General features: G+C 59.7%; 15 protein-coding genes. 5 read left to right on the top strand and 10 right to left on the bottom strand.

All coding sequences use genetic code 11. The features are described 5' to 3' along the window. Positions 1-2: 2 nt before the first annotated feature. From RXV86_RS17975 to leuS, 5 genes are read right to left on the bottom strand one after another with little or no spacing between them, the layout of a single operon-like run. Positions 3-587: a glutathione S-transferase family protein gene (locus tag RXV86_RS17975; protein WP_316301665.1), complete on the bottom strand. Its 585-nt coding sequence runs from the start codon at positions 585-587 to the stop codon at positions 3-5. 11 nt (positions 588-598) lie between these two features. Further along, entirely contained in the window at positions 599-1,432 is an 834-nt protein-coding gene (locus RXV86_RS17970) for a hypothetical protein (protein WP_316301663.1), read from the bottom strand. Further along, a complete protein-coding gene (gene holA / locus RXV86_RS17965) occupies positions 1,429-2,457 on the bottom strand; it encodes a DNA polymerase III subunit delta (protein ID WP_316301661.1) in 1,029 nt (342 codons plus the stop codon). The genes RXV86_RS17970 and holA overlap by 4 nt, the downstream gene beginning before the upstream one ends. Continuing rightward, the gene (lptE, locus tag RXV86_RS17960; protein WP_316301659.1) at positions 2,454-2,942 is read right to left on the bottom strand and encodes an LPS assembly lipoprotein LptE; all 489 of its coding nucleotides are present in this window, start codon (positions 2,940-2,942) and stop codon (positions 2,454-2,456) included. The genes holA and lptE overlap by 4 nt, the downstream gene beginning before the upstream one ends. Beyond that, a complete protein-coding gene (leuS, locus tag RXV86_RS17955) occupies positions 2,929-5,616 on the bottom strand; it encodes a leucine--tRNA ligase (protein ID WP_316302295.1) in 2,688 nt (895 codons plus the stop codon). Before leuS ends, lptE begins: the two co-directional genes overlap by 14 nt. A 243-nt stretch (positions 5,617-5,859) precedes the next feature. Here leuS and RXV86_RS17950 point away from each other — a divergent pair, with 243 nt between their 5' ends. Next, positions 5,860-7,128: a glycosyltransferase family 4 protein gene (locus tag RXV86_RS17950; RefSeq protein ID WP_316301658.1), complete on the top strand. Its 1,269-nt coding sequence runs from the start codon at positions 5,860-5,862 to the stop codon at positions 7,126-7,128. 91 nt (positions 7,129-7,219) lie between these two features. On the opposite strand, the gene RXV86_RS17945 is transcribed toward RXV86_RS17950, so the two are convergent. Continuing rightward, complete coding sequence (locus tag RXV86_RS17945; RefSeq protein WP_316301656.1) at positions 7,220-7,744, bottom strand: DUF3576 domain-containing protein; 525 nt, start codon at positions 7,742-7,744, stop codon at positions 7,220-7,222. 358 nt (positions 7,745-8,102) lie between these two features. On the opposite strand from RXV86_RS17945, the gene RXV86_RS17940 reads away from it, so the two are divergent. The 3 genes from RXV86_RS17940 (at position 8,103) to RXV86_RS17930 (ending at position 10,337) form a co-directional block, all read left to right on the top strand. After that, positions 8,103-9,095, top strand: coding sequence for a porin (locus RXV86_RS17940; RefSeq protein ID WP_316301654.1), 993 nt, complete (start codon positions 8,103-8,105; stop codon positions 9,093-9,095). 121 nt (positions 9,096-9,216) lie between these two features. Continuing rightward, positions 9,217-9,873 (top strand): YggS family pyridoxal phosphate-dependent enzyme, encoded by a 657-nt coding sequence (locus RXV86_RS17935; RefSeq protein WP_316301652.1) that lies wholly within the window; start codon positions 9,217-9,219, stop codon positions 9,871-9,873. A gap of 68 nt (positions 9,874-9,941) precedes the next feature. After that, a complete protein-coding gene (locus RXV86_RS17930; RefSeq protein ID WP_316301650.1) occupies positions 9,942-10,337 on the top strand; it encodes a YbhB/YbcL family Raf kinase inhibitor-like protein in 396 nt (131 codons plus the stop codon). An 18-nt stretch (positions 10,338-10,355) separates the two neighbouring features. Here RXV86_RS17930 and RXV86_RS17925 read toward each other — a convergent pair whose 3' ends face one another. Together RXV86_RS17925 and ribA are read right to left on the bottom strand one after the other, a co-directional pair. Continuing rightward, on the bottom strand, positions 10,356-10,898 hold the full coding sequence (locus tag RXV86_RS17925) for a L,D-transpeptidase family protein (RefSeq protein WP_316301649.1): 543 nt from the start codon (positions 10,896-10,898) through the stop codon (positions 10,356-10,358). Then, entirely contained in the window at positions 10,895-11,989 is a 1,095-nt protein-coding gene (gene ribA / locus RXV86_RS17920; RefSeq protein ID WP_316301648.1) for a GTP cyclohydrolase II, read from the bottom strand. The genes RXV86_RS17925 and ribA overlap by 4 nt, the downstream gene beginning before the upstream one ends. A gap of 140 nt (positions 11,990-12,129) precedes the next feature. Between ribA and RXV86_RS17915 the strand changes: the two genes are divergently transcribed. Then, on the top strand, positions 12,130-12,816 hold the full coding sequence (locus tag RXV86_RS17915) for a response regulator transcription factor (protein WP_316301647.1): 687 nt from the start codon (positions 12,130-12,132) through the stop codon (positions 12,814-12,816). Here RXV86_RS17915 and RXV86_RS22085 read toward each other — a convergent pair. Together RXV86_RS22085 and RXV86_RS17910 are read right to left on the bottom strand one after the other, a co-directional pair. Beyond that, positions 12,806-13,264, bottom strand: coding sequence for a LytTR family DNA-binding domain-containing protein (locus tag RXV86_RS22085; RefSeq protein ID WP_367575567.1), 459 nt, complete (start codon positions 13,262-13,264; stop codon positions 12,806-12,808). The genes RXV86_RS17915 and RXV86_RS22085 overlap by 11 nt on opposite strands. 136 nt (positions 13,265-13,400) lie before the next feature. After that, positions 13,401-13,781, bottom strand: a complete 381-nt coding sequence (locus tag RXV86_RS17910) for a hypothetical protein (RefSeq protein ID WP_316301646.1) — start codon at positions 13,779-13,781, stop codon at positions 13,401-13,403. Positions 13,782-13,892: the final 111 nt, after the last annotated feature.

The raw sequence follows: 13,892 nt of genomic DNA, 5'->3' as shown, positions 1-13,892 counted from the left end.
AATCACCGGGCCACGGCGCGCTTGAACGCCTCGCGCCCGCGCATCCGCTTGGCGTAATCCGTCAGGACCTGTTCTTCATGCAGGAACTTGGCCGAGAACGCCCAGTTCAGACAATGGGTCAGGATGATATCCGGCACCGTGATCTCATCACCCATCAGGAACGGCCCTTCGAACCGGTCGGCCATGCGCTTGACGTTGCGGGCAAACTCCCAGCGCAACGACTCTTTCACTTCGGGCACCCGCTTGTCTTCGGGCAGGATGAAGGAATGCCGCGCGCCTGTCCAAAGCACCGCATCAATTTCATCCAGGATCTGGTGAATCAGCCCTTCCTGCCGCGCCCGTGCAATCGTGCCACAGGGATGGGTCATCGTTCCATGCTTGTCCGCCAGGTAGGAAATGATCGCCGTCGAATCGGTCAGCACGTCGTCACCGTCCTTGAATACCGGCACCTTGCCCGACGGGTTCAGCGCCGTCACAAGTTCCGAGCGCGGCTTTTCGGCGGTATGGACATAGTCCTGCCCCAGCTCTTCCAACATCCACATCACCCGAAATGCGCGGCTTGTGGTGGATCCGATCACTTCATACATCGCGGTTCTCCTCATTTGGTCCTGTAGCGCACCCCATCGAGGCGCGGCATGTCCGTTGCCGAAGGTTTGCCCATGGTTTTTGCGAACGCCAGAACAATCGCCCTGACGTTACGTTGCGACTCCGATGTGCCCTGCCCGCTCATATCCCGGTGGGTAGCCCCGTCCAGCACGGCCAACCACTTGCCCCCCGCAGGCAGGCCATCAAACGCCGCCAGCCGGTGCCGCCAGCGGCCATCCAGCCCATGATCCCGCGTCCCTGTGACCATCAGCGTCGGCTTTCCGACGCTACGCCATGCCCCCTGTGGGAACCTCGGTCCGACTCCCTGTGGGGACAGGGCCACATAGGCATCAAACCGGTCTCTGCCTTTCACAGCCATCACATTTTGCGCCCCTGCCTCGATCATGGTCAGCTGCGCACCCATCGAATGCCCGGCTAGAACGGTAAAGGGCGGCTGACAGATACGGTGCGCGTAAGCCCACGCGGCATCAAGGTCCGCCATCCGTGCCACATTGGCCGCCTTGTCGATAACCGCCCGGGCCAGCGCCGCACGCCGGTTCGGACTTGCCAGAACCTGTCGCAACTGCACCCGCCCGCTTTCCCGGTGGCCAATCGTAATGGCACGAAACCCCTCAGCCGCGGCTGCACGGGCAAGCTGTTTCAACCCGTGCTCGTCACCACCAAACCCATGCGACAGAATTAGAAGCGGCGCACAGCCGGCCCCATCGCCACCAAACACCTGCATTGGAACCTGCGCGCCATCACCGCGCGCCACGATCAACCTCTCCTGGGCCGACCCAACCGTCGCGGACAGGCACAGCACCGCGGCGATCAAACCACGTTTCACCGCATCCGCCCCAGCATCGCCAACCGAATAAGCGCGCGTTCCACCAAAGCCATTGCCGGGGCCCTCTGCTCCGCTGATCTCAGCTGCAAATCGGTGTCGGTCAAAATGCCCAGCGCGGTTTCCAGCTTGCGCGCGCCCCAGCCCTGCGCCTGCCGCAGCATCCGGTCCCGACGTGGCCCAAAAATCGGTGGGCGCATCCGCGCTATCCCTTGCGCCGCGCCGCCCGGATCGCTCGCCGCCGTGTAAAGCGCCCGGAAATGCCGGGTGGCCCCAATGCACAGCGCCACCGGTTGCACCCCTTGGGAATTCAGCCGCTGCATCACCGGCCCGATCTCGCCCGACTTGCCCTCGGCGACGATGTTCAAGACATCATCCAGCGCCGCCTCGGTCGAGGTCGGCGCAACGGCGGCCACATCCTCGGAACTGGCCGGACTGTCATCATTCAGCTTGTAAAGCCCCAGCTTTTCAATCACTTGCCGAAGATCCCCCGGCCCAAGCTCTCGGCTGAGCGCCACAAGATCGGTCATCGCGTCATTCGATACCTGTGCCACCCCAGCCGCCTTCAGCTGATCCTCGATCTCGCCCCGGCTGGGCGGGTCATCATAGATGCCGGTGGCATAGGCATTCTTGTGCCCTTCAAACAGCTTGCGCAGTTTCGAGCTGGCTTTCAGCGCCCCTGCCGTGACGACTACCTGCGCATCCCCCGGTGCCCAGTCTTCCAGCGCGGCGGTGATGATCGGGGTCACAACGTCGGTCGCATCCTCGACAAAAGCGACGCGCGGGCCGGGAAAGAACCCCTGCGCCTTGATCGCATCCAAAAGCATCGCTTTATCCTTGCGCAGCTCGCCCGCCGGAATGCGGGTCAGGCGCATCTCGTCATCGCCATTGGGACCGATCAGCGCCGCGATCACCTCCTGACGACGCAGCGCCACCCGCATCGCGTCCGAGCCATAGATCAAAAGCCCCGTCCGGTCCGGATCTGGCCGTTTGAAATAGCCCACCGCGTCGCGGGTGCTCAGCTTCATGCCGGCAACTCGTCGGCCGTTGCGATCAATCGGTTCACAATCTGATCGGCCAGGATCGTCACAAGCCGCTCATACGCATCGCGCTTGGCCGCAAGGGTCGCAGCAGTAGAACCGGTCGCGGAATAGCCGGTGAAACTGTTAACCGAACCGCTGGTAATCACCTTGCCATCACGCAGGTCGCGCAGGGCAAAGGTCGATTTGCCGATCACATTGAACCGCGTGGTGATGTTGCTGGCGTCAATCGCCATGCGCTCCTGTTTGACATCAAGGCCAAGCGACAGCCCGTAAACCGGTGCGTTGCCCCGACCCAGCCGCGTCTCCAACTGCCGCACCAATAGATAGCTATCGCGGTCGGCTGGCTCGTCTACGGCAACACGATTCTGCAACAGGTTTGCCGCCCCGCCGGGGCCGTACACCGGCGCAAAACCACAGCCGGTCAGCGCCAGCAAGCTTCCCAGAAATACACGTCGGTCAGACAACCACATTCACGATCCGCCCCGGCACTACGATCACCTTCTTCGGGCTCCCACCATCAAGAGCCTTCTGAACAGCATCGGTCGCCAGCGCGATCTTTTCAACCTCGTCCTTGGGCATATCCTTGGGCACGCTGATTTCCGCGCGCCGCTTGCCGTTGATCTGGATCGGCAGGGTGACTGTATCATCGACCAGCATCGAGTCGTCCGCCTTGGGCCAGGGTGCCGTGGCAATCAGCCCCCCGCCGCCCAGCATCGACCAGATCGCCTCGGAAAGGTGCGGCGTCATCGGGCTCATCAGCTGCGCCAGAACCTTCAGCGCCTGCCGCTTGGCCTCGGCCCCCGCATCCGCCTTCTGAATCGTGTTGGTAAAGCCATAAAGCTTGGCAATCGCCGCGTTGAACCCAAAACTTTCAACGCCCATGGTCACGTCATGGATTGCCTTGTGCATCTCGCGGATCAACGCCTCGTCGCCCGCTCGCGCCGGCGCCTCGGAGTTAACGGCCTCGTCCGCGATCCGATAGACCCGGCTCAGATGCTTGTGCGCGGCCTCGGCCCCGGAGGCGGTCCATTCCACGTCCCGTTCGGGAGGCGAATCGCTCAGCACGAACCAGCGCGCTGTATCGGCCCCATAGTTTGAGATGATGTTCAACGGATCGACCACGTTGTTCTTGGATTTCGACATCTTGGCCGAGGGAACAATCTCAATCTCCGTTCGTCCAATCACATGAACATAGTCTTGTCGATGCTGTTCATTTTCCGGATCGACATTGTCCGCTTCCATTTCAGCCCTGAGAATCGCGACTGGTTTTCCGTCTTGCTGAGCAAAGACAATGTCTTCGGGATAGTAATAGCGTTTTTGGGACAGATGCATGAGTGCACCTTCCGCATCCGTTTTTTGAACTCCATCATCGTCAAAAACAGGAGTCATTTCAGTAGACTGATAAATCGCGTGCGTCACCATGCCTTGGGTAAAGAGCGCATCAAACGGTTCTTTGGCACTCTCGGGCAGATGGCCACAGATATGCATCGCCCGGGCAAAGAACCGCGAATACAGCAGGTGGAGGATCGCATGCTCGATCCCGCCGATATACTGATCGACATTCATCCAGTACTTGGCGTCGTCCATATTCGTCGGCGTTTCGGCCCGTGGCGCGGTAAAGCGCGCGAAGTACCATGACGAATCGACAAAGGTGTCCATCGTGTCGGTTTCACGCTGGGCGGCTCCGCCACAGCTCGGGCACTCGCATTCGCGCCATGTCGGGTGCCGGTCCAGCGGGTTGCCGGGCACGTCAAAGCTGACATCTTCGGGCAATTGCACCGGCAGGTTCTCTTTCTTCTCGGGCACCACACCGCAATCGGCACAATGCACCACCGGGATCGGACAGCCCCAATAGCGTTGACGGCTCAACCCCCAGTCGCGCAGCCGGAACTGGGTCTTGCCCTCGCCCCAACCACCCTTCTCGGCAAAGTCGATGGTGGCGTCGACAGCTTCCTGCCCCGTCGCCTCGTCCAGCCCAGCGAAATGATCAACCCATTTCACGTTGTCGGTCTTGGGCGGCACGAAGGCCTCGTTCTCCACCGGCTTGGGATCATCCAGCGCAAAGAACGTGTCGATCACCGGCAGGTCATATTTGCGGCAGAAATCCAAATCCCGCTGGTCATGCGCCGGACATGCAAAAATCGCCCCGGTGCCGTAATCCATCAAGATGAAATTGGCGATCCACACCGGCAGTTCCCAATCAGGGTTCAACGGGTGGCGCACCTTCAGCCCGGTGTCATAGCCTAGCTTAGGCGCGGTCTCGATGGCCTCTTCGGTGGTGCCACCCTTGCGCGCCTCGATATTGAACGCCGCCATCTCGGCATTGTCCTTCTCCAGCTCTTTGGCCAGCGGATGATCCGGCGAAATGCCGACAAACGACGCCCCCATCAGCGTGTCGGGCCGCGTGGTGTAAACCTCGATCGCCTCGCCACCATCGGTGCGCTCAAAGGCAAACTGCAGACCACGCGATTTGCCGATCCAATTCTCCTGCATCAGCCGCACCTTGGCCGGCCAGTTTTCCAGACCGCCCAGCGCGTCCAGAAGTTCCTCGCTGAAATCGCTGATCTTGAAAAACCATTGCGTCAGCTCGCGCCGCTCGACCTCGGCGCCCGAGCGCCAGCCCTTGCCGTCGATCACCTGCTCGTTGGCCAGAACGGTCATATCGACCGGGTCCCAATTCACGATCGCGTTCTTGCGATACACCAGACCCTTTTCCATGAAGTCGATGAACATCGACTGTTGCTGGCCGTAATACTCCGGATCACAGGTGGCGAACTCACGCGACCAGTCAATCGACAGACCCAAGGGGCGCATCTGATCCTTCATCACCGCGATATTCTGGTAGGTCCAGGCCCCCGGATGACCGCCCGATGCCATTGCCGCATTCTCAGCCGGCATCCCGAAAGCATCCCACCCCATCGGATGCAACACATTGAATCCGTTGGATAATTTATACCGCGCGATCACATCGCCCATGGTGTAATTGCGCACGTGACCCATGTGGATGCGCCCCGATGGATAGGGGAACATCTCAAGCACGTAATACTTCGGCTTGCTCTCGTCGCGCTCGGCTTTGAAAATCCCGGCCTTCGACCAGGCCTCCTGCCATCTGGCTTCGATATCGGCGGCGCTATAGCGGCTCATCTGTCCCTCGGTCATTTAGGATCGGGCGCCCCTGCGCCACAGTGATTTTGCCGAGGTGATAAAGGGTTTTGCGCCGGATTGGAAACGGCAAAATCCTGCCTCTCGCAACCTACCGCGTCGGCGCCAAATCCCGGTATTTCACATTCTCGCTACACTGTGGTCATGGCAATGATCATTTCCTCCCCTAGGCACAGACCAATCCCGGCATTAACCTGACCGGCAAAAGCAAGAGCAGTGGATTAAATGAAGTTCCTCTTTATCCATCAGAATTTCCCGGGGCAGTTCAAACACCTCGCCCCAGCGCTGGCCGCCCAGGGGCACCAGACCGTGGCGTTGACCCTACGCGTCGACAAGGCCACCACATGGCAGGGTGTGCGTGTCCTGCCCTACATGATCGCCCGAAAAACCGGCCAATCGGTACACCCGTGGCTGGTGGATTTCGACACCAAGGTCACCCGCGCCGAAGCCTGCTTTCACGCTGCCGTCAAACTGCGCGATGCCGGTTTTACGCCGGATGTGATCATCACCCATCCCGGCTGGGGCGAATCGTTGTTTCTCAAAGATGTCTGGCCCGACGCCCGCATCGGGCTTTATTGCGAACTGTACCACCAGCCGGATTATCCCCATACCGGCTTCGACCCCGAGTTCCACAACGGTACCACCAACACCGAACCGCTGCGTCTGCGGATGAAGAACATCAATAACCATTTCAGCTTTGCCATGGCCGATGCCGGGATTTCGCCGACAAAGTTCCAGGCCGATACTTTCCCGGCCAGTTTCCGTGACCGCATCTCGGTCTGTTTCGATGGGATCAACACGGATAAACTGGTACCGAACGAAACGGCCAGCTTCGCCGTTGAAGACGGCCCCACCCTGACCCGCGATGACGAGATCATCACATTCGTCAATCGCAACCTCGAACCCTATCGCGGATATCACATCTTCATGCGCGCCCTGCCACGGCTGCTCAAAGAGCGGCCCAATGCCCGCGTGCTGATCGTCGGTGGTGATGAAACCAGCTATGGTGCCCGCCCGCCCAAGGGCAAAACCTGGAAACAGATTTTTATCGACGAGGTCCGCGGCCAGATCCCCGATGCCGACTGGGCGCGCGTGCATTACGTCGGGCGTATCCCCTATGACCGATTCGTCTCGCTGCTGCAGATCAGCCGGGTGCATGTCTACCTGACCTACCCCTTCGTGCTCAGCTGGTCGCTGTTTGAGACCATGAGCGTCGAAGGTGCCATCGTCGCCTCAGACACCGCCCCGGTAAAAGAGCTGATCACCCATGATGAAACCGGCCGCCTTGTCGATTTCTTCGACCGCGATGCCCTGGTGGACGAGGTTTGCATGCTTCTCGATGACCCCGACCTGCGTGCCCGATTGGGCCGCGCGGCCCGCGAACATGTGGTAAGTCGTTACGATCTCGCGAAAACCTGCCTGCCACAGCAGTTGAAATGGGTCAGCGACCTGGCCGCAATGCCGCCGTCGAAAATGACCTCACCCTGCATCTGATTCTGATTCTGAAAAGCCGCAACGCGCGCATTCCCTGCGCACCGTTCCACGTTCGAAACGTAGGGTGGGAGCCAACCCACCACTCGACCTATCAGTATTTCTTGTCCTGAATGCGCAACTGACGCGCCCGGGCCAGAATCGCATCCTCTACCGCGCGCTGCGTGCCTGCCGCCACCGGACCACCGCGGGTCGCAATGGCCACATTGAGCGAACGTGCATCCAGCGCCGGATCCTTGATATAGACCGTTGCCCGATAGGCCCGACCACCACCCGGAGGGCGGCCATAGCCGGTAACGATCACGCCGGTGAACGGATCAACCGACTGGATCGGCAGGAAGTTCAGGACATCCAGCGATGCATTCCACAGGTAACGGTTCACCTTGACGGTGGTCCCGGTGTCCTTGCGCTTGAACAGATCGAAGATCGAGGTCTGGCCAACCTGGCTCATACCGCCGCTGCCCTCGATGATGGGCTCGATTTCATCATCTTCCGTATCGACACCATCCTTGGCGCCGCCGAATCCGACATTGCCAAGGGACCCGACACCGCCGCACGACGCCAGTGAAAACGCAACCAGCGCGGCTGCCAGGAATTTGAATGCGCTTGTGGCTCGCATTGTGACCTACCCGATCCTGCTCTCTCTCACCTCTCCTACCCAAGCACCGCCCGCTGAGCAAGGTTTTTGGGCAATGTTTTATGACGCAGGCCTCCGTTTCGCCCCGATCCCTCCCGAGACCGGCGAAAATCCACGAAAAAACCCGCCAAACGGCGTATAAGGAGATTCCGTGCGATTCTGCCCCGCAACGACGACGGCCCGCGGTGAAACTGTGACATTGGTGCACCAATCCTCACCCCAATGAACGCCCCTTGTCAGCCATGCTTGCAATACCCCCCCATTTGGAGCGAGAGAGTGCCATATACCCATGGCGGATTCACCGCTTTGGGCGCATGACTGGAAAACCGAGGGAAAACTCATGAAAAAGATTCTCTTTGCAACGACCGCTCTCATCGCTACCGCTAGCGTTGCAGCAGCAGAAGTGTCGTTCAGCGGCTACGGCCGTTTTGGCGCATTGAACCGCGACGCGGGTCTCGCCCCGGCGCTGGACGCAACCGGTGTCTACTCGCGTATTCGCCTGCAAATCGACATGACCACCGAAGCCGACAACGGCATCGAGTTTGGTGCACGTCTGCGCTACCAAGCCACGTCGTTCAACGGCGGCGGCACCATCAACGCCTTCAACGCAGCTCGCTTCCACGCGAAAGCTGGCGGTTTTGAAGTTGGCGTTGGCAACATCCAAGGCGCAATCGAATGGATGCCCGGCCTGTACATGGGCACTCAGTCGGCAGGTATCGGCCTCTCGGGCCACACCTTCGCCAACCTCGTGACCAACACCAACGGTGCCGGCTACTGGGGCTGGGACGCCTACTCGTCGGGCGGTGCTGGCGCAGCAGCAGCTAACGGTGTTGAAATCAAGTACTCGGCTGGCGACTTCGGTGGTCATCTGTCGTACTCGAACAACCCTGTTTCCGGTGTTACCCGCACCGGCGCGCACATTTCGTACAGCTTCAACGACTGGACTGTTGCTCTGGGTTACCAAGACTCGAACGCAGCAGCTTGTGGCTTCATCCCGGTATACGGCGGCGCAGCAGCGTTCTCCGGCCCGAACTGTGAAGACAAAGTTGTCGTGACTGTTGGCGGCAAAATCGGCCCGGCAAACGTTGGTCTGGCATATGCTGACAACAACGGCACCGGCAAATTCGCTCTGACCGCGAACGTCGATGTTGGCGCAGCAACCCGCGTTGACGTGTTCGTGGCATCGGAAGATGGCGTGTTCGGCGGCGAATCCTACGGTCTGGGCGTTTCGCACAGCCTCGGCGGTGGCGCATCGCTCGAAGCCGGTATCTCGAAAGACGGCACCATCCTGGACATCACCACGATGGACCTGGGTATCCGCTTCAACTTCTAATTCGGAAGTTCAAGCTACCTAACGGGAAGGGCAGGTCATTTGACCTGCCCTTTTCCTTTGCCCCCTTCCCTTTCGCGCACGCTTGTAGTTCTCTCCGCCCACCATCAATGTCGGAGCCTTCATGTCGCTTGAAGAAATCAAATCCCGTATCACCAAGGCCGAAGCTGCAGCCGGACGACGCCCCGGTGAGGTTCAGCTCATTGCCGTCTCCAAGGTCCAACCGATTGACCGTGTAACGGGCGTTCTGGAGCAGGGTCATCGCCTGTTTGGCGAGAACCGGGTACAAGAGGCCGCCGGAAAATGGCCTGACCTGCGCCAAGACTTCCCAGACACCAAGGTCCACCTGATCGGCCCGCTGCAAACCAACAAAACCCGACAGGCGTTCGGCCTGTTCGACGCCATCCATTCGGTCGACCGGCCAAAACTGGCGAAAACCATTGCCCGCATCGCCCAGGAGGAAGGCCACTGCCCGCCGCTCTTCATCCAGGTCAACACCGGGGAAGAGCCGCAAAAGGCCGGCATTCTGCCCGCCGAAGCCGATACCTTCGTCGCAGACTGCCAATCCATGGGCCTGCCGGTCCGGGGCCTGATGTGCATCCCCCCGGTCGAAGAAGAACCCAGCCTGCATTTCGCCCTGCTGGCCAAACTTGCCGCCCGCAACGGCCTGACCGGCCTTTCCATGGGCATGAGCAGCGATTTCGAACGCGCCATCGCCCTTGGCGCTACCCATGTCCGGGTCGGCTCGGCCATTTTCGGCGAACGCGTCAAACCGGGCTGAAATGCCATATTGATCGGTACGCGATACCGCGCAACAATTGGCGTGCATTTCATTCGGGAGGAATTGTTATGAAATCCCTTACCATCGCACTCACCGCACTTGCCCTGACGGCGACATCCGCAACCGCCGAGATGTCACTCAGCTTCAAGAATTGGGGCGGTATCCCGCTTTGCACCAGCGGTAACCCCAACAAGGTGGGCAACCCCGCTTTCGTGCTCAAAGGTGTGCCAGCTGGCACCAACAAACTGGTCTTCAAACTGACTGACCTGGATGTGCGCAGCTACAATCACGGCGGCGGCACCGTCAAAATCAAGCAGGGTGGCAACATGAAGATTCCCGCCGGCGTCTTCAAATACAAGAGCCCCTGCCCGCCCTCGGGCAAACACACCTATGAATGGTCCGTGACGGCCAAACAGGGTGGCAAAACGCTGGCCAAAGCCAAGGCGGCCAAGAAATACCCGTGATCCTGCGTAGGGCGGGCTTCAGCCCGCCATGCCTTCCGGTACAACCAACCGCGCCCCCGGCGTGATCCGTTCGGCAATCCAGCCCAGATGCGCCCTTGAAAAGGCCACACAGCCTTCGGTCGGATAGCCCGGTCTCCGCCACTGGTGCAGAAAAATGGCCGATCCCTTGCCGGGTTCGGCCACCGGCCAGTTCCAATCGGTAATTAGAACGATGTCATAAATCGGATCGGCCCGGCGCATTGCTTCATGACCATGCCGATACGGTGCCCGAACCAATTGGTTGTACTCCGCATCCCCGCTTTCATCCGACCACAGATCTCCGGGCCAGATCGGCTTCGCCCATCCATTCGGCGGTGCCATCCGGTCCGGCCGATAGAGCATCCCAGCAATCCGATGCACTCCAACGGGTGTAGCACCATCACCCTCGCGCTTGTCCGAACGAACACCGCCCTTACCCACCGAACAGGGAAAATACCGTCGTGCGAACCGAACACCCCTACGGGTCAGTATCAGGTCTGACGCCCGGTAGGGTGCACATACTGCGCACCGTCCACAGCTCACAACAAATGCCCCGACTTCGCCGCCTTAGTCGCAAGATAACCCCGGTTGTGCTCGGTCTCGCCCACTTTCAGCGGCACCCGTTCACGCACCTTGATGCCATGCTCTTCCATCATTGCGATCTTGCGCGGGTTGTTGGTCAGCAACCTGACCTCGGAAAAACCCATGCTTTTCAATATCTGCGCCCCGATCCGGAAATCCCTCTCATCGTCCTCGAAGCCCAGCCGGTGATTGGCCTCAACCGTATCGAACCCCTGGTCCTGCAACGAATAAGCCCGCATTTTGTTGGCAAGCCCGATGCCGCGCCCTTCCTGGTTCAGATACAGAAGAACCCCGACTCCTTCTTCGCCCATCTGCGCGAGCGCCCCGCGCAGCTGCGGCCCACAATCGCATTTGAGCGATCCCAGTACATCACCGGTGAAACACGCCGAATGCAGCCGCGCCAGAACCGGCACCTCGCGCGACGGGCGACCCACCTCGATGGCATAATGCTCCTCACCACCATCCTCGGGCCGAAAAATGTGCAATCGTCCGGCTTCGGCCGCGACCATCGGCAATCGCGCGGCAACAACCGGGTGCAAATCGCTTGAGGCCACCAGCACCGGCCCCGCCAACGCCGCATGCACCACCGTCAGGTTATGCTCGGAGGAAAACCCAATCGGATCCACCACACCCAGAACCAGCGCCGCCGGCAGTAATTGTGCCGTCTTCGCCAGTTGGATCGCCAGCCGATGCAGCGCCGCATCCCCATCGCGCGCCGCAATCAACGGTCCTTTCATCGGCGTCTTCAAATCGTCCGCCGGGTCCGCCACCCCCAAGACCCAGGGCAACCCTGCGTCTCCGGGCAACGCCACCCGCGCCAAATCACCATCATAGGCCCGCGCCTTCAGCGTCTCGGCACGGCGTGCGGTAATCGCCAGAACCGGCGCGCCGCCCAACGCCCGTAAATCCGCCAACCGCTGCGCCTCCAGGGTCTCGGCCGCCAGCATCAGCGCCGCCTCACCATGCCCGCCAATCAACACCACGGGCACCCCCATGCGCAGATCGGCGCGGGCGCGGGCCAACACTTCTGTAATATCTGGTGCGAAACTCATGGACCAAACCTAGGGTTAGCGTGCGGATTTTGAAACATTTCCCTGCCCCTTTACACGAGGGCGTGAGAGAATTGCAGCATATCTTGCGCAAATTCGCCCACTGCCACATCTCATGGACAACAAAGCCCAAGGAGGTCCCGATGGCCCAGCTCAAGAAAATCCTTCTCGTTGATGACGATGACGATCTACGTGAGGCGCTCAGCGAACAACTGATCATGACCGAGGATTTCGACGTGTTCGAGGCCGACAACGGTGCCAACGCCATGGTCCGTGCCAAGGAAGCGATCTATGATCTCGTCATCCTCGATGTTGGCCTGCCCGACACGGACGGGCGCGAGCTGTGCCGGCTGATGCGCAAACAGGGTGTCAAGTCGCCGATCCTGATGCTCACGGGCCATGACAGCGACGCCGATACCATCCTGGGCCTCGATGCCGGGGCCAATGACTATGTCACCAAGCCCTTCAAGTTCCCGGTCCTGCTGGCCCGCATCCGCGCCCAACTGCGCCAGCATGAGCAATCCGAAGACGCCGTCTTCTCGCTTGGGCCCTACACATTCAAGCCGGCGATGAAGATGCTGATCACCGAGGACGAACGCAAGATCCGCCTGACCGAGAAGGAAACCAATATCCTCAAATTCCTCTACCGCTCGTCCGAAGGCGTGGTCCAGCGCGATGTGCTCTTGCACGAGGTCTGGGGCTATAACGCCGGTGTTACCACCCACACGCTCGAAACTCATATTTACCGCCTGCGCCAGAAAATTGAGCCCGATCCCTCGAACGCCCGCCTGCTGGTCACGGAAAGCGGCGGCTACCGGCTCATGGCATAAATGCCACAGTTACACACCCGGTAAGGAATACCCGCCTTATTTGCGCCAGATCAAAGTTGTATCCTGAAAGCGGAAATATGGTTTTCCTATCCCGTTGCATGTGCGGGTTATCACATGCACCTCCCTGTTGGACTTGGCCCGGGTTCTTACCCGGGTCTTTTTTTCCCGGGTTATTCAGGACCTGCCACTGCACCCATTCCTTAACTACAACCCGGCGTTGCCGCGACACTGGAACCTCATGCCCATCGCTCAACGCCAGAAACTGCGCACTCTTTTGCCGGTTCATCCCGACAACCGCCTCGGCTGTCACCCAATAGGATCGGTGTGACTGTACCCCCAGGTCGGGATGCAGCATCTCGATCAGGTTGCGCAGGCTGGCCCAGACCAGTTCGCTAGTGTCGTGCAACACGACGTCCACATAATGCTCGACCGACTTGAGATAGAGAATCTGGGACTCGTCGAACCGCCGTCCGTCAATCCCCAGAAAAGCCCCAAAATATTAACCGCAAACCAATAGTTGAACGTGGTCGTCACCGTGGTCGATAAAACCATCATCACCACCGACGGGATTACAAAATCACGCCTCACGCAAAACGGCTGAAAGCAAGCAGCCGGGAAAACCCGTACCACAAGGCAACAATAGCCAGCGAATTCGCCAACCAAAAAACAATCCTCAAAAAAAGGTTCGCAGGCAGGGTAAAAACATTTGGGTCGACGATTGTCAGCAAAACGCTGAACAGCAACAGCGACCAGACAAAGTTCCGATGCAGAATAAATGCACTGACCTCTACAGCCTTAAGGCGAAAACCGCGGCCACTCGCGGATAGAAGCCGCAGTTTGTGACAATCCGGTCGGTTTTCGCGGTAATTCATCCAGAGATAACTCTGTCGAGTGATGTCGGTATTACCTTTAGCCAGTGACGCATGCCGAAACGAGGTATTGCGACGTTTGCGTGTTCCAAGCAATCAACTCCGGGACTCGACCGGGCCAGAGAGACCAGTATGGCGCTCTCAGGCCGCTTCTCACTTTGGGCGGTTTTCAATCTGGCCTCTCCTGTCTCGCCGGGATAGCCTGCC

The organism is Aliisedimentitalea sp. MJ-SS2 (assembly GCF_032586155.1).
GTDB lineage: Bacteria > Pseudomonadota > Alphaproteobacteria > Rhodobacterales > Rhodobacteraceae > JAWHTC01.
Note: the sequence above shows the minus strand (reverse complement) of the source record. Positions and strands in the feature narration are given on the sequence as shown.

Coding starts and splice junctions, on each gene's coding strand:
- RXV86_RS17975 (WP_316301665.1), bottom strand. CDS start 587: ATGTATGAAGTGATCGGATCCACCACAAGCCGCGCATTTCGGGTGATG.
- holA (WP_316301661.1), bottom strand. CDS start 2,457: ATGAAGCTGAGCACCCGCGACGCGGTGGGCTATTTCAAACGGCCAGAT.
- lptE (WP_316301659.1), bottom strand. CDS start 2,942: ATGTGGTTGTCTGACCGACGTGTATTTCTGGGAAGCTTGCTGGCGCTG.
- leuS (WP_316302295.1), bottom strand. CDS start 5,616: ATGAGCCGCTATAGCGCCGCCGATATCGAAGCCAGATGGCAGGAGGCC.
- RXV86_RS17950 (WP_316301658.1), top strand. CDS start 5,860: ATGAAGTTCCTCTTTATCCATCAGAATTTCCCGGGGCAGTTCAAACAC.
- RXV86_RS17945 (WP_316301656.1), bottom strand. CDS start 7,744: ATGCGAGCCACAAGCGCATTCAAATTCCTGGCAGCCGCGCTGGTTGCG.
- RXV86_RS17940 (WP_316301654.1), top strand. CDS start 8,103: ATGAAAAAGATTCTCTTTGCAACGACCGCTCTCATCGCTACCGCTAGC.
- RXV86_RS17935 (WP_316301652.1), top strand. CDS start 9,217: ATGTCGCTTGAAGAAATCAAATCCCGTATCACCAAGGCCGAAGCTGCA.
- RXV86_RS17930 (WP_316301650.1), top strand. CDS start 9,942: ATGAAATCCCTTACCATCGCACTCACCGCACTTGCCCTGACGGCGACA.
- ribA (WP_316301648.1), bottom strand. CDS start 11,989: ATGAGTTTCGCACCAGATATTACAGAAGTGTTGGCCCGCGCCCGCGCC.
- RXV86_RS17915 (WP_316301647.1), top strand. CDS start 12,130: ATGGCCCAGCTCAAGAAAATCCTTCTCGTTGATGACGATGACGATCTA.